This is a genomic window from Pseudorhodoferax aquiterrae (assembly GCF_014652235.1).
GTDB classification, from domain to species: Bacteria; Pseudomonadota; Gammaproteobacteria; order Burkholderiales; family Burkholderiaceae_C; genus Pseudorhodoferax; species Pseudorhodoferax aquiterrae.
Genome location: NZ_BMYK01000023.1, coordinates 19270 through 32686, shown reverse-complemented (window position 1 = coordinate 32686; position 13417 = coordinate 19270). Strand labels below are relative to the sequence as shown.

Here is a 13417-nt window from a genome sequence, read left to right as displayed (position 1 = left end):
ACGCCCCACCATGTCCCAGCACCTCCTTTCCCGCCGCCTCCTCTGTGTCCTGGCCGCCAGCGCCGCCATCGCCGGGCCCGCGGCCCAGGCCCAGGCCCAGGACGGCCCGCCGCTGCGCACCGCGGTCGATCCGACCTTCGCGCCGCAGGCCATGGTCAAGCTCGGCGGTGGCATCCAGGGCTTCAACGTCGACCTGGCCGAGGAACTGGGCAAGCGCCTGCGCCGCAAGGTGGAGATCGAGGCGACCGAGTTCTCCGGCCTCATCCCGGGCCTGAACAGCGGCAAGTACGACTTCCTGCTGGCGCCGGTCACGGTCAACCCGGACCGCGCCCGCGCGCTGCTTTTCACCGAGGGCTACACCGAGACCAACTACACCTTCCTGGCCCGCAAGGGCGGCACGAAGCTGGAAACGCTCGAAGGCCTCAAGGGCAAGACCGTGGCCGTCAACAAGGGCTCCAACTACGAAGGCTGGGCCAAGGAGAACGCCGAGAAGTACGGCTTCAAGTACGACGTGTACGGCACCAACGCCGACGCGATCCAGGCCGTCATGTCCAACCGCGCCGACTTCAACCTGGCCGGCAACACGGTCGCGGGCTGGGCCGCCAAGCAGAACCCGGCCCTGCAGACCACGTACACGGTGAAGACCGGGCTGGTGTGGGCCATTCCCTTCCGCCTGAACGACAAGGCTGGCCGCGATGCGGTTTCCAACGCCCTCAAGTGCATGAAGCTGGACGGCACGATCGCGCGCCTGGCCAACAAGTGGTATGGCATCGACCCCGCCCCCGGCAGCGTGGAGCGCACCGTGGCGCCCGGCCACGGCGTGCCCGGCACCGAGAACTACGACGCCACGCCGGTCAAGCCGAACTGCGCCTGAGCCGGACCACGCGGACGATCTCCCCCATCCAGCCATGAGCGCACCCATTCTCGAACTCGTCGGACTGCGCAAGTCCTATGGCGCGCAGGAGGTCCTGCGCGGTGTCGACCTCCGCGTCCGCCCGGCCGAACTGGTCTGCGTCATCGGGCCCTCCGGTTCGGGCAAGAGCACCATGCTGCGCTGCTGCAACCGTCTGGAAGAGCCGACGGCGGGCCAGGTGGTGGTCGACGGCCAGGACATCACCCGCCCGGACACGGACATCAACCGCGTGCGCCAGAGCGTGGGCATGGTGTTCCAGCACTTCAACCTGTATCCGCACCTGAGCGCACTGGAGAACGTGACGCTGGCGCTGCGGCGGGTGCAGAAGAAGGACCGCGCGCAGGCCGAGGCGATCGCCCGCGAGGCGCTCGGGCAGGTAGGCCTGGCGCACAAGGCCGATGCCTATCCGGCCCAGCTCTCGGGCGGGCAGCAGCAGCGCGTGGGCATCGCGCGCGGCATCGCCCTGCAGCCCAAGGTCATGCTGTTCGACGAACCCACCAGCGCGCTCGACCCCGAACTCGTCGACGAGGTGCTGCGTGTGATGCGCAGCCTGCGCGACGGCGGCATGACCATGCTGGTGGTGACGCACGAGATGGCCTTCGCGCATGCCGTGGCCGACCGCGTGGTGTTCATGGACGGCGGCGTCGTCGCGGAGCAGGGCACGCCGGCCGATGTCTTCGAGAACCCGAAGGAGGCGCGCACGCGCAGCTTCATCGGCCGTTACATGGACGCCAAGGGGTGAGGGCGGCATGAACGAAGCCAACGCCGGATTCCTCTTCACCTTCTTCAACCCCGCGGTGGCCGCGCAGTACTGGCGCGAGATCGCATGGGGCATGGTGGTCACGGTCGGCGTCGGCGCGGCGACCGTGGTCACGGGCGTGCTGGCCGGCCTGGCGCTGGCGCTGGCCCGCGCCACCGGGCGCACCTGGCTGCGCATCCCTGTCGTGGTGTTCTCGGACGTCACGCGCTCGCTGCCGCCGCTGGTCATCATCATCCTGCTGTACTTCGGCCTGCCGGCGGTGAACCTGCCGCTCTCGTCGTTCACCTCGACCTGGCTCGCGCTGTCGCTGGTGCTCGCCGCCTACGCCACGGAAAGCATCTGGGCCGGCCTGTCCTCGCTGCCCCGGGGCCAGATGGAGGCCGCCCGCTCCACCGGCCTGAACTGGTGGCAGGCCATGCGCTGGGTGCTGCTGCCGCAGGCCCTGCGGCGTGCCGTGCCGCCACTGACCAACCGTGTCATCGCCACGACCAAGAACACCGCTCTGGGCTCGGTGGTGGCGCTGGGCGAAATCCTCAGCACCGCCCAGGCATCGGCGGCCGTGGCGGGCAACCCGACGCCGCTGACCGTCGGCGCCTTCCTCTACCTGCTGGTGTTCCTGCCGATCGTCTGCGTGGCGCGCTGGCTTGAGCACCGTGCCGCCCACGGAACCTGAGCACAGCCCGGCCATGGACACGCTCATCGACACCTTCTTCAACCTGGACATCTACCGTCAGGTCTTCCCCTACCTGCTCGGCGGCCTGTGGACCACGGTCTGGCTGTCCGCCATCGTCATCCCGCTGGGCGCAGGCGCCGGGCTGCTGCTGGCGCTGGCGCAGACGCAGTCGCCCGCACGCTGGGCGCGCTGGTCGGTCATCGCCTACGTCGACTTCTTCCGCGCGTTCCCGCCGCTGGTGCTGCTGATCTTCCTGTACTTCGGACTGCCGTTCCTGGTCGGCAACGTGCCCAAGCTCGGCGCCGTCGTGCTGGCCTTCGTGCTCAACAACGCCAGCTACTTCTGCGAGGTCTTCCGTGCCGGCATCCAATCCGTGCCCCGAGGCCAGATGGAGGCCGCCCGCTCCACCGGACTGACCCGCCTGCAGGCGCTGCGGCACGTCGTCCTGCCGCAGGCGGTGCGCAACGTGATGCCGGACCTGCTGGGCAACTGCATCGAGGTCGTCAAGCTGACGACCATCGCCAGCGTGGTCGGCATGCCCGAACTGCTGCGCGCCGCGCGCGACACGCAGTCCCTGGTCTACAACCCCTCGCCCATCGTGCTGGCCGCGCTGCTGTATCTGGCGATGCTGTGGCCGCTCACCCGCGTGCTGGCCAGCCTCGAGAAACGCCGTGCCGGCATGGCCGGCCACTGAACTGCGACGGACCACTGCGCACCGACAGCTTCCGCCCGCCAACTGACCCCGTCCGGCCGAACCCCGGCCTTCGCCCCGCCCCTGCATGTCCTCACCCACTGCCATGAACCGCCTGATCACCGTCGCCGCCGCCCAGCTGGGCCCCATCCAACGTGCAGAAGGCCGCGACGTCGTCGTCGCGCGCATGGTGCGCCTGCTCGAAAGGGCGCACCAGCGCGGCGCGAACGTGGTCGTCTTCCCCGAACTGGCCTTCACCACCTTCTTCCCGCGCTGGTACGTCGAGAACCTCGACGAGGCCGACGGCTGGTACGAGGAGACCCTGCCCTCGCCGGCCACGCAGCCGCTGTTCGACGCGATCCGCCGCTACGGCCTGACCTGCTACCTGGGCTACGCCGAGATCGCCCACGAGCCCGACGAGAACGGCGTGCTGCGCAAGCGCCGCTTCAACACCTCGGTGGTCATCGCGCCCTCGGGCGAGATCGTGCTCAAGTACCGCAAGGTCCATCTGCCGGGCCACAAGGAGTTCTCCACCATCCGCAAGGTGCAGCACCTGGAGAAGCGCTACTTCGAAGTCGGCAACCTGGGCTTTCCCGTCACGCGCGCGCCCGTCGGCGGCGTGGACGTGAACCTGGGCATGCTGATCTGCAACGACCGGCGCTGGCCCGAGTCCTGGCGCGAACTGGGCCTGCAGCAGGTCGAGCTCGTCATGCTGGGCTACAACACGCCCGCCGTGAACCAGGAGAACCGCGGCTTCGAAGCGCCGTACCAGCGCCAGTTCCATTCGCAGCTCTCGATCCAGGCCGGCTGCTACCAGAACGCCACCTTCGGCGTGGGCGTGGCCAAGGCCGGCAACGAGGACGGCTTCGAGCTCATGGGCCATTCCGTGATCGTCAACCCGCAGGGCGAAGTGATGGCCCTGGCATCGACCTGGGACGACGAGCTCATCGTGGCCGACTGCAACCTCGCCATGTGCGAACTGGGCAGGAGCACCATCTTCAACTTCGCGCAGCACCGCCGCCTGGAGGCCTACCAGCGCATCGCCACGCAGACCGGCAGCAGCGCGCCGGCCGTCTGGCAGCCGGGGCAGTGCGCATGAAGGCCGCGGGTATGGCGGCCCCGGTCCTGCCCGAGCGCATCGTCCACGCCATGCTGGGCGAGCTGCGCGTGCCGCACTTCGCCGACGTCGCGCGTGCGGCCGAAGCCATCGCGCCGCATGTGCTGCGCACGCCGCTGCTGCGCTCGCCCGTGCTGGACGAGCGCGCCGGCGGCCCCGTGTGGCTCAAGGCCGAGAACCTGCAGGTCACGGGCTCGTTCAAGATCCGTGGCGCCTTCAACGCCGTGCTGGCGCTGCCACCCGGGCGCCGTGCGGCCGGCGTGGTGGCCTATTCCACGGGCAACCATGGCCAGGCCATCGCCTGGGCCGCGCGCCGGCTCGGCGTGCCCGCCACCATCGTGATGCCCGTGGACGCGCCGAAGAACAAGGTGGCGCGCGCGCTGGCGCAGGGTGCGCGCGTGGTGCACTACGACCGCGCCAGGGAGAGCCGCGAGGACATCGGCATGCGCCTGCTGGCCGAGACCGGCGGCACGCTGGTCCCGCCGGGCGACCACCCCGAGGTGCTGGCCGCCCAGGGCACCGTCGCGCTGGAGGCGCTGCAGGACCTCGCGCCCGAGGCGCGCGCCGGCCTCGGTCTGTTCGCCGCGCCCTGCGGCGGCGGCGGCCTGATGGCCGGCTGCAGCCTGGCGCTGGCCGCGCTGGCGCCGCAGGCCGAGCGCGTGGCCGTGGAGCCCGCGGGTTTCGACGACACCGTGCGTTCGCTGGCCAGCGGCCGGCGCGAAACCAATGCGCCCGGCGCGACCACGCTGTGCGACGCGCTGATGGCCGTGACCCCGGCCGAGCTGCCCTTCGCCGTCAACCAGCCGCTGCTGGGCCGCGCCGTCGCCGTCAGCGATGCCGAGGTCGCCGCCGCCATGCGCTTCGCGCTCGAAGAGCTGCGCCTGGTCGTGGAGCCCGGCGGCAGCGTGGCGCTGGCCGCGCTGCTGGCCGGCCACCTGGACCTGCAGGGGCGCAGCGCCGTCATCGTGCTGTCGGGCGGCAACGTCGACCTGCCGGTCCTGCAATCCGTCACCGCATCCCCACGACACGAGGCCGCGACCAGCGGCCCACAGGAGACCGTCCCACCCCCCTCGATCCCCGGAAAGTCCTGACCATGTCCGTTTTCGCTTCTTCGTCTTCTGTACGCCGTCTGTTGCTCAAGGTCGTGGCGGCCCCGCTGGCCGCGCTGGCTTTGGCGGGCCATGCTTCTGCGGCCTACCCCGACAAGCCGATCACGCTGATCGTGCCGTTCAATGCCGGCACCACGCCCGACATCGTCTCGCGCCTGCTGGCCGACGCGATCGGCCGCGACATCGGCCAGACCATGGTGGTCATGAACCGCGTGGGGGCCTCGGGCATCATCGGCACGCAGGCGCTGATCAACGCGCCGGCCGACGGCTACACCATCGCCTACGCCAACGTGGCGACGCTGGCCATCAACCAGTCGCTGTACAAGAAGCTCGCGTACGACGCGGACAGGCAGCTGGTCCCCGTGGCGCTGACGGGTTCGGTGCAGAACGTACTGGCCGTGCGCGCCGACCTGGGCGTCAAGAGCGTGGCCGAGCTCGTCGCGCTGGCCAGGAAGAACCCGGGCAAGCTGACGGTCGCTTCGGGCGGCAACGGCACGACGGGCCATCTGTCGGCCGAGATGTTCAAGTCCATGGCCGGTGTGTCCATCGTGCACATCCCCTACAAGGGCGGCCTGGAGGCCGACCTGGCGCTGCTGCGCGGCGAGGTCGACCTGGTGTTCGAGAACATCACCTCGATCGCCCCGCACCTGAAGACCGGCAAGATCGTTCCACTCGCGGTGACCGGCGCTGCGCGCGACAGCCGTGTGCCCGATCTGCCGACCATGGCGGAATCCGGCCTCAAGAACTACCAGGCCGTGGCCTGGAACGGCTACGTGGCCGCTGCCGGCACCGACCCCAAGGCACTGGACTTTTTGAACGCCGCGTTCAACAGGGCGCTGCAGTCCCCGGCCGTGAAGCAGGCGCTGGAAACCCAGGCCTACGAAGTCCACACCGGCCCGCGCGAAGACCTCTTCAACCTGGCGAAGAAGGAGCGGCCGGTCTGGGCCGACGCGATCAAGCGCTCGGGCGCGACCATCGACTGACGCCTGCCGCAGCGCAGGCCGGCCGCTCACGCCGCGCCGGTGCCGGCCGGCGCCTGCGCGTTCCCACCCTCCGATCCACCCGCAACCACCATGACCTCCGTCTTCCACCTCGCCTTCAACGTCACCGACCTGGACGCCGCGCGCCGCTTCTATGGCGGCACGCTGGGATGCCGCGAAGGCCGCAGCACCGCCACCTGGGTCGACTTCGACTTCTTCGGCCACCAGGTCTCGCTGCACCTGGGCGAGCGGTTCGCCACGGCCGCCACCGGCCGGGTGGGCGACAAGCTGGTGCCCATGCCGCATTTCGGCGTGGTGCTGCTGCTGCCGGCCTGGCAGGAACTGGCACGCCGGCTGGAAGCGGCCGGCACCGACTTCGTGCTTGCGCCGCAGGTGCGCTTCGCCGGCGAACCCGGCGAGCAATGGACCATGTTCTTCCGCGACCCGTTCGGCAACCCGATCGAGGTCAAGGGCTTTCGGACGACCGAAGGCCTCTACGCCGTCTGACACGTCGGGCCGTGGGGGCAGGCGGTTTGCCGATACGATGCGCGGCACCTCCGCCAGCCCTGCCTCCTCCATGTCCTCCCAGCCTCCGGCACTCGAACAAAAAGCCTTCATCCTGTTGCTGGTGGCCGTCTCGGTCGCTTTCGGCTGGATCCTGTTGCCCTTCTACGGCGCGGTGTTCTGGGGGGCGGTGCTGGCCATCGTGTTCGCGCCGCTGTACCGGCGCTTGCTGGTCAAGACGCGCCAGCGGCCCACGCTGGCCGCGCTGCTCACCTTGCTCATCATCGTGCTGCTTGTGATCCTGCCGCTGGCCATGATCACGAGTTCGGTGGTGCAGGAGGTGACGGCGCTGTACGCCAGGGTGCGCGACGGCGGCGTGAGCTTCTCGGGCTATGCGCACCAGATCTATGCCGCGCTGCCCGACTGGTTCACGCAACTGCTGGGCCGCTTCGGCCTGGACGATCTGGACGGCCTGCAGCAGCGTCTGTTGACCGCGCTGCAGCAGGGCGGCCAGCGCATCGCGCAGCAGGCCATCGACATCGGGCAGAACACCTTCGACTTCGTGGTCAGCTTCTTCATCATGTTGTACCTGCTGTTCTTCCTGCTGCGCGACGGTGCCCAGCTGACGCGGCGCATGCGCGACGCCATCCCGCTCGATGCCGGCTACCTGCGCAACCTCTCGGGCAAGTTCACGACCGTGATCCGCGCCACTGTCAAGGGCAACATCGCCGTGGCCGCCGTGCAGGGGGCGCTGGGCGGGTTGGCGTTCTGGTTCCTGGGGATCCACGCGCCCGTGCTGTGGGCGGTGCTGATGGCCTTCCTGTCGCTGCTGCCGGCCGTGGGTGCGGGCCTGGTCTGGGGGCCGGTGGCCATCTACCTGCTGGCCACCGGCGCCACGCTGCAGGGCATCGGGCTGGTGGTCTACGGCGTGCTCGTGATCGGCCTGGTCGACAACGTGCTGCGCCCGCTGCTGGTGGGCAAGGACACCAAGATGCCCGACTACGTGGTGCTGATCAGCACGCTGGGCGGCATGGCGCTGTTCGGGCTCAACGGCTTCGTGATCGGGCCGCTGATCGCGGCCATGTTCATCGCGGTGTGGGACATCTTCGCGACCGAGCAGGCCCAGGCCAATGCGCTGGCCGAGGCGACGGCCGCGCCGCCGAAGCGGACGGACGACGAGATCCTGTAGTCACAGCAGCCACAGGGCCGCCAGGGCCAGCAGCGCCGGCAGCGCCTGGATGTAGAAGATCTTGCGGCTGACCGTCATGGCGCCGAACACGCCGGCCACCGCCACGCAGGCGAGGAAGAAGACCTTGATGTGCAGGCCCTCTGCGCCCAGGTTCAAACCCCAGAGCAGGCCGGCCGCGAGGAAGCCGTTGTACAGGCCCTGGTTGGCGGCCATGGCCTTGGTCATCTCGGCCTTCTCGGGGGTGAGCTGGAAGGCCTTCATGCCCTGGGGCTTGTCCCAGAGCACCATCTCCAGGACCAGGAAGTAGATGTGCAGCAGCGCCACGAGCACGATCAGGATGTTGGCCAGCATGAGGTTCTCCTTGTTCTGTGGGTAAAGCGCAGTCCATTGTGCAGGCCGGAACGCGGGCTTCGGCACCGGCAGGGGCGAACGCGGGCTTGGCCTACACTGATTCGCATGCCCGCCGCACCCCTGCCGCCGCTGCCCGTGCCCGACGCGCGCACCTGCCCGCTGTGCGGGCAGCCCAATGCCTGTGCGGTGGCCTGCGGCGATGCGGCGCGCGCGGCCGAATGCTGGTGCATGCAGGCGCGCATCGCGCCCGAGGTGCTGGCCCGCGTACCGGCGTCCGCGCGCGGCCTGGCCTGCGTCTGTGCCCGGTGCGCGCAGGGCTAACATGCGTGGCTTTCAGCCCTTGCAGGAGAAGCACCCATGCCCACCTACCACATCGAAATGATGGAAGGCCGCACCGTCGAGCAGAAGAAGAAGCTCGTGGCCGAGATCACCCGCGTCTCGGTCGAGATCCTCGGCGGTTCGCCCGAATCGGTCGACATCCTGATCACCGACGTCAAGCGCGAGAACTGGGCCACCGGCGGCCAGCTCTGGTCCGAGAAGAAGTAAGCGGGCCGGCCACGGCCCTTTGCCCTTGAGCGCGACGTCCTCCCTGCCCGATCTGCGGGCCCGCTACGGGCCGCGCTACCGCTGGCTGCTGCTGCTGTCGGTCATGGTGGGAACCATCGCTTCCATCATGTCCTCCACCATCGTCAACGTGGCGGTGCCGGACATGAGCCACCAGTTCGCGCTGGGGCCGTCGCGTGCGGCCTGGGTCAGTTCGGGCTTCATGGTCGCCATGACCAGCTCCATGCTGACCACGCCGTGGCTGCTCGCGCGCTACGGCTACCGCCGCACCTATTCGGGCGCCATGTGGCTGCTGATGGCGGGCGGCATCGCGGGCGGCTTCGCCGCGGACTTCGGCCTGGTGCTGGCGGCCCGCGTGGCCGAGGGCCTGGCGGCGGGCGTGGTCCAGCCCATTCCGGCCATCATCATCCTGCGCGCCTTCCAGCCGCACGAGCAGGGCCGCGCCACCGGCATCTTCGGCATGGGCGTGGTGCTGGCCCCGGCCATCGGCCCCAGCATCGGCGGCCTGCTGGTCGAGGCCTTCGGCTGGCGCTCCATCTTCTTCATGGTCGTGCCCTTCTGCGTCGCCTCGCTGTGGCTGGCGCGCACCTACGTGCCCATGACGGCGCCGGGTGGTGCCGTCGCCACGCGCGATGGCGGCCGGCTCGACTGGTCCGGCCTGGCCCTGGGCACGGTGGGCACGCTGTGCCTGCTCAACGGCATGGTCGAGCTGCACGCGCGGCCGGGCGCCACGGCCGTGCTGCTGCTGGCCGCGGCCGTGGCCGCCTTCGGCGGCTTCGTCTGGTGGCAGCAGCGCCAGACGCGCGGCGGCGGCCTGCCGCTCATGGACATGCGCCTGTTCCGCTCGCGTGCCTATGCCATGGGCTGCGTGGTCTCGGGCATCTACGGCACGGCGCTGTTCGGTTCGACCTACCTGTTGCCGGTCTATATGCAGTCGGCGCTGCACCTGTCGGCCGCACACGTGGGAACCATCCTGGTGCCGGCCAGTCTGGTGCTGGCCGGCACCATGGCTCTGGTCGGCCGGCTCGCGGACCGCAAGCCGGCTTCGCTGCTCGTGAGCACGGGGCTCGCGCTGCTGGCGGCCTCGTTCGCGCTCATGATGACGGTGCCGGCGGCCAGTCCGATCGCCTGGCTCGTGGCCTGGGCCATCCTGGGCCGCATCGGGCTGGGCTTCATCCTGCCCTCGCTGAACCTGGGCGCCATGCGCTCGCTCGACAAGTCGCTGATCCCGCAGGGCGCCAGCGCGATCAATTTCCTGCGCATGCTGGGCGGTGCCACGGGCGTGAGCCTGTGCGGCATCGTGCTCGAATGGCGGCTGGCCGCGCACGGCCAGAGCCTGCTGCCGCAAGGGGGCGTCAGCACCGAGCGTCTGGCCGCCTTCAACGAGACCTTTTTGATGCTGGCCGCGCTGTGCGTGCTGGCGATCGCGGCGGCACGCCAGTTGCGCGCCGACCCGCGCGCGGGAGCCTGACCATGTGCCAACTGCTGGGCATGAACTGCAACACGCCGACCGACGTGGTGTTCAGCTTCACCGGCTTCGCCGAGCGCGGCGGCCGCACCGACCACCACAGCGACGGCTGGGGCATCGCCTTCTTCGAGGGCCACGGCCTGCGCCACTTCGTCGACCACCAGAGCGCTTGCGAATCGCCCGTGGCCGAGTTGATCCGTCGCTACCCGATCAAGAGCCGCAACGTGATCTCGCACATCCGCAAGGCCACCCAGGGCGTGGTGGCGCTGGAGAACTGTCACCCCTTCGTGCGCGAGTTGTGGGGGCGGTACTGGGTGTTCGCGCACAACGGCGACCTCAAGGACTTCCATCCGCGCCTGCACGGCGCCTTCCGCCCGGTCGGCAGCACGGACAGCGAGCGCGCCTTCTGCTGGATCATGCAGGAGCTGGCCAAGTCGCATGCCGGCGTGCCCACGGTGGAGGAGCTCAGCATCACGCTGCGCGAGCTGGCACCGCGCATCGCGCGGCACGGCACCTTCAACTTCCTCTTGTCCAACGGCCAGGCGCTGTGGGCCCATGCGTCCACGCTGCTGCACTACGTCGAGCGGCGCCACCCGTTCACCCACGCGCAACTGGCCGACGAGGACCTGTCGGTCGACTTCTCCAGCCTCACCACGCCCGACGACCGTGTGGCCGTGGTCGTGACCACGCCGCTCACGACCAACGAGGCCTGGACGGCCTTCGCGCCGGGCGAGCTCAAGGTCTTCGTCGATGGCGCGCTGAGCGCCCACTAGGGCCGGCTACTGACGCAGTTCCGAACGCAGCGCGAGGGCGGTCGTGCGCTTGACGGTGCGCAGCACCAGCATGGAGTTCGAACGCACCACGCCGGGCAGGCGTGACAGCACCTCGGCGTAGAAGCGCTCGAGGTCGTCGGCATCGCGGTAGGTGAAGCGCAGCAGGTAGTCGTTGCTGCCGGCGACATAAAAGCAATCCTGGATGCGCGGCTCGTCCGCCACGGCCTGCTCGAAGGCGCGCAGGGCGTCCGGCGTGGTCCGTTCGATGTTGACGATCGTGAACGAGGTGCCTGGCTGGCCCACCGCCTTGGGATTGACCAGGGCCACGTAGTGCGTGATGACGCCGGCGTCTTCGAGCAGCTTGACACGGCGCAGGCAGGCCGAGGGCGAGAGCTGGACGCGGTTGGCCAGCTCCACGTTGGAGAGCTTGGCGTCGTGCTGCAGCGCGCGCAGGATCGCCGCATCGATCGCGTCGAATTGCAAGTTGGCGTCGGACTTTCGCATCAGATTCTGAGCTTGGCACAGATTTCTGCATGTTATGCGAAGACCCAGGGTTCATCCTCCACCCCGGCGCAACCCGATTGCGTCCGTGCCCACCTAAACTGGCATGCGAAATGCATACGAAAAAACAAGGGGGCATCCAGGTGGACACCATGCCAGCCGGATCGACAGGTCCGGTGTCTTTCGGTACCGTGGTGCAGCCAGCGCTCCCCAGGCGTGAAGTGCCACCGATCCCCGTCCGCGCTGTGGGCTGACCGCAGCGCAGTGCACTTCCCTTCCAAGGCCAGCTTCGCGTATTTATGAGCTTTCTGAGCGTCGACCAGGATCTTGCGCGCGATTCGTACTATGCGGCCACGGCGCCGCGCGAGATCCGGTTTGCCGCGCTCGACGGCGAGGTGCAGACCGATGTGGTCGTCGTGGGCGGCGGCCTGGCGGGCCTGTCGGCGGCCATCGAACTGGCAGACCGCGGCCGCCGCGTGGTGCTGCTCGAGGCGCGGCAGGTGGCCTGGGGCGCTTCGGGCCGCAATGGCGGGCAGGCCATCGCCGGTTTGGCCTGCGACCAGAGCGTGGTGGAGCAGCAGCTCGGCAAGGAGCCGGCCCGCACGGTCTGGGACATGACGCTGGAGGCGTTGGACCTCATCGCCCAGCGCTGCCAGCGGTTCGGCATCGATTGCGACTGGCAACCGGGCTACATGGGCCTGGCGGTCAACGCGCGCAAGGCTGCGGAACTGCGCCTGTGGCAGGAGCACATGCACCACAGCTACGGCTACCAGACCACCTGGATCGCGCCGCAGGAGATGGGCGGGTGGATCGCCAGTCCGCGCTTTCACAGCGGCATCCACGATGCCCGCTCCGGCCATCTGCATCCGCTCAAATACAGCCTGGGCCTGGCCCGCGCCGCGCAGCGCCTGGGCGTGCGCATCCACGAAGACAGCCCCGTCACAGGCCTGCAGACCGGCGCGCGGCCGCGGGTGCACACGGCGCGGGGCGCGGTCCTGGCGGAGCAGGTGCTGCTGGCCGGCAACGTCTACCTGCAAGGCCTGGCCCCGCAGATCGAGTCGCGCATCATGCCGGTGGGCACCTACGTCGTCTGTTCCGAACCGCTGGACCCGGCGCTCTGCGCAGCCTTGATTCCCTCGCGCTCGGCCGTGTGCGACACGAACTTCGTGCTCGACTACTTCCGGCCGACCGCCGACCACCGCATGCTCTACGGGGGCCGCGTGAGCTACAGCACGGCCACGCCACGCAACCTGGTGGCCAGCATGCGCAAGCGGATGGCGAGGACATTCCCGCAACTCGCCGGCTGCCGCATCGACCATGCCTGGGGCGGCTTCGTCGACATCTCCATGAACCGCGCGCCCGATTTCGGGCGGCTGCGCAAGGATGGTGCGCAGCAAGCGCCCCGGGATCGATCGTATTCAGTGCGCTCGCACCATGCCAACGTGTATTACCTGCAAGGCTTCTCGGGCCACGGCCTGGCGCTGACCGGGCTGGCCGGCAAGCTCGTGGCAGAGGCCATGACGGGCGACGCCGCACGCTTCGACGTCTTTGCGCGCTTGCAGCACCGTCCGTTTCCGGGAGGAGCCTGGCTCCGCACGCCGGCCCTGGTGCTGGGCATGGCCTATTACCGCATGAGGGACGCCCTGTGAACGCCCCGACTTCCCGTTTGCGCGCGCGGCCGGTAGAGCTGTGCCACAGCGCATGGCCTGGTCGGCCCTGCGTTGTGGCACAGCCCTTGCACGGCCCCAGACGCAGAACAGTTCGTTTCAGCAGCAGCAAGCCCAATGCGCCGTGTCGCAAGACCCGGGTTAAGAACCCGGCGCA

The 13417-nt window shown here is 69.4% G+C and carries 16 protein-coding genes; 14 read left to right on the top strand and 2 right to left on the bottom strand.

Translation table 11 applies throughout. The features are described from left to right. The first annotated feature begins 10 nt into the window (after positions 1-10). The 9 genes from IE209_RS25625 to IE209_RS25585 all read left to right on the top strand — a co-directional run bounded on the left by IE209_RS25625 (position 11) and on the right by IE209_RS25585 (position 7936). Positions 11-874 carry a transporter substrate-binding domain-containing protein gene (locus tag IE209_RS25625; RefSeq protein WP_189689712.1) on the top strand — a complete coding sequence of 288 codons (864 nt, stop codon included), beginning with the start codon at positions 11-13 and terminating at the stop codon, positions 872-874. 34 nt (positions 875-908) lie between these two features. Then, positions 909-1655 carry an amino acid ABC transporter ATP-binding protein gene (locus tag IE209_RS25620; protein WP_229883045.1) on the top strand — a complete coding sequence of 249 codons (747 nt, stop codon included), beginning with the start codon at positions 909-911 and terminating at the stop codon, positions 1653-1655. Positions 1656-1662: 7 nt separating this feature from the next. Continuing rightward, positions 1663-2346, top strand: coding sequence for an amino acid ABC transporter permease (locus tag IE209_RS25615; protein ID WP_189689711.1), 684 nt, complete (start codon positions 1663-1665; stop codon positions 2344-2346). Between the two features lie 13 nt (positions 2347-2359). Continuing rightward, on the top strand, positions 2360-3040 hold the full coding sequence (locus IE209_RS25610; RefSeq protein ID WP_189689710.1) for an amino acid ABC transporter permease: 681 nt from the start codon (positions 2360-2362) through the stop codon (positions 3038-3040). 103 nt (positions 3041-3143) lie between these two features. After that, positions 3144-4136 (top strand): N-carbamoyl-D-amino-acid hydrolase, encoded by a 993-nt coding sequence (locus IE209_RS25605; RefSeq protein WP_189689709.1) that lies wholly within the window; start codon positions 3144-3146, stop codon positions 4134-4136. A gap of 11 nt (positions 4137-4147) precedes the next feature. Continuing rightward, positions 4148-5245 (top strand): threonine ammonia-lyase, encoded by a 1098-nt coding sequence (locus IE209_RS25600; protein WP_229883044.1) that lies wholly within the window; start codon positions 4148-4150, stop codon positions 5243-5245. 2 nt (positions 5246-5247) lie between these two features. Then, on the top strand, positions 5248-6246 hold the full coding sequence (locus IE209_RS25595; protein WP_189689708.1) for a Bug family tripartite tricarboxylate transporter substrate binding protein: 999 nt from the start codon (positions 5248-5250) through the stop codon (positions 6244-6246). Between the two features lie 90 nt (positions 6247-6336). Then, a complete protein-coding gene (locus IE209_RS25590) occupies positions 6337-6750 on the top strand; it encodes a VOC family protein (protein WP_189689707.1) in 414 nt (137 codons plus the stop codon). A gap of 70 nt (positions 6751-6820) precedes the next feature. Beyond that, complete coding sequence (locus IE209_RS25585) at positions 6821-7936, top strand: AI-2E family transporter (protein ID WP_189689706.1); 1116 nt, start codon at positions 6821-6823, stop codon at positions 7934-7936. Here IE209_RS25585 and IE209_RS25580 read toward each other — a convergent pair whose 3' ends face one another. Continuing rightward, positions 7937-8287, bottom strand: a complete 351-nt coding sequence (locus tag IE209_RS25580; RefSeq protein ID WP_189689705.1) for a DUF1304 domain-containing protein — start codon at positions 8285-8287, stop codon at positions 7937-7939. It abuts the gene before it with no gap. A 105-nt stretch (positions 8288-8392) separates the two neighbouring features. Here IE209_RS25580 and IE209_RS25575 point away from each other — a divergent pair, with 105 nt between their 5' ends. Genes IE209_RS25575 through IE209_RS25560 form a run of 4 tightly spaced genes read left to right on the top strand, consistent with a single transcriptional unit; the run spans position 8393 to position 11092 of the window. Further along, positions 8393-8608 carry a cysteine-rich CWC family protein gene (locus tag IE209_RS25575; protein WP_189689704.1) on the top strand — a complete coding sequence of 72 codons (216 nt, stop codon included), beginning with the start codon at positions 8393-8395 and terminating at the stop codon, positions 8606-8608. Positions 8609-8644: 36 nt separating this feature from the next. After that, complete coding sequence (locus tag IE209_RS25570; protein WP_145551689.1) at positions 8645-8833, top strand: 4-oxalocrotonate tautomerase; 189 nt, start codon at positions 8645-8647, stop codon at positions 8831-8833. A 25-nt stretch (positions 8834-8858) separates the two neighbouring features. After that, positions 8859-10322, top strand: a complete 1464-nt coding sequence (locus IE209_RS25565) for an MFS transporter (protein WP_229883043.1) — start codon at positions 8859-8861, stop codon at positions 10320-10322. A 2-nt stretch (positions 10323-10324) separates the two neighbouring features. Continuing rightward, positions 10325-11092 (top strand): class II glutamine amidotransferase, encoded by a 768-nt coding sequence (locus IE209_RS25560; protein ID WP_189689703.1) that lies wholly within the window; start codon positions 10325-10327, stop codon positions 11090-11092. A 6-nt stretch (positions 11093-11098) separates the two neighbouring features. Here IE209_RS25560 and IE209_RS25555 read toward each other — a convergent pair whose 3' ends face one another. Then, entirely contained in the window at positions 11099-11596 is a 498-nt protein-coding gene (locus IE209_RS25555; RefSeq protein WP_189689702.1) for an Lrp/AsnC family transcriptional regulator, read from the bottom strand. Between the two features lie 296 nt (positions 11597-11892). On the opposite strand from IE209_RS25555, the gene IE209_RS25550 reads away from it, so the two are divergent. Then, positions 11893-13242 (top strand): NAD(P)/FAD-dependent oxidoreductase, encoded by a 1350-nt coding sequence (locus IE209_RS25550; protein WP_189689701.1) that lies wholly within the window; start codon positions 11893-11895, stop codon positions 13240-13242. Positions 13243-13417 lie beyond the last annotated feature (175 nt).

Bases quoted from the DNA above. Each gene is read 5' to 3' on its own strand.
- IE209_RS25625 (WP_189689712.1), top strand. From the start codon at position 11: ATGTCCCAGCACCTCCTTTCCCGCCGCCTCCTCTGTGTCCTGGCCGCC.
- IE209_RS25620 (WP_229883045.1), top strand. From the start codon at position 909: ATGAGCGCACCCATTCTCGAACTCGTCGGACTGCGCAAGTCCTATGGC.
- IE209_RS25615 (WP_189689711.1), top strand. From the start codon at position 1,663: ATGAACGAAGCCAACGCCGGATTCCTCTTCACCTTCTTCAACCCCGCG.
- IE209_RS25610 (WP_189689710.1), top strand. From the start codon at position 2,360: ATGGACACGCTCATCGACACCTTCTTCAACCTGGACATCTACCGTCAG.
- IE209_RS25605 (WP_189689709.1), top strand. From the start codon at position 3,144: ATGAACCGCCTGATCACCGTCGCCGCCGCCCAGCTGGGCCCCATCCAA.
- IE209_RS25600 (WP_229883044.1), top strand. From the start codon at position 4,148: ATGGCGGCCCCGGTCCTGCCCGAGCGCATCGTCCACGCCATGCTGGGC.
- IE209_RS25595 (WP_189689708.1), top strand. From the start codon at position 5,248: ATGTCCGTTTTCGCTTCTTCGTCTTCTGTACGCCGTCTGTTGCTCAAG.
- IE209_RS25590 (WP_189689707.1), top strand. From the start codon at position 6,337: ATGACCTCCGTCTTCCACCTCGCCTTCAACGTCACCGACCTGGACGCC.
- IE209_RS25585 (WP_189689706.1), top strand. From the start codon at position 6,821: ATGTCCTCCCAGCCTCCGGCACTCGAACAAAAAGCCTTCATCCTGTTG.
- IE209_RS25580 (WP_189689705.1), bottom strand. From the start codon at position 8,287: ATGCTGGCCAACATCCTGATCGTGCTCGTGGCGCTGCTGCACATCTAC.
- IE209_RS25575 (WP_189689704.1), top strand. From the start codon at position 8,393: ATGCCCGCCGCACCCCTGCCGCCGCTGCCCGTGCCCGACGCGCGCACC.
- IE209_RS25570 (WP_145551689.1), top strand. From the start codon at position 8,645: ATGCCCACCTACCACATCGAAATGATGGAAGGCCGCACCGTCGAGCAG.
- IE209_RS25560 (WP_189689703.1), top strand. From the start codon at position 10,325: ATGTGCCAACTGCTGGGCATGAACTGCAACACGCCGACCGACGTGGTG.
- IE209_RS25555 (WP_189689702.1), bottom strand. From the start codon at position 11,596: ATGCGAAAGTCCGACGCCAACTTGCAATTCGACGCGATCGATGCGGCG.
- IE209_RS25550 (WP_189689701.1), top strand. From the start codon at position 11,893: ATGAGCTTTCTGAGCGTCGACCAGGATCTTGCGCGCGATTCGTACTAT.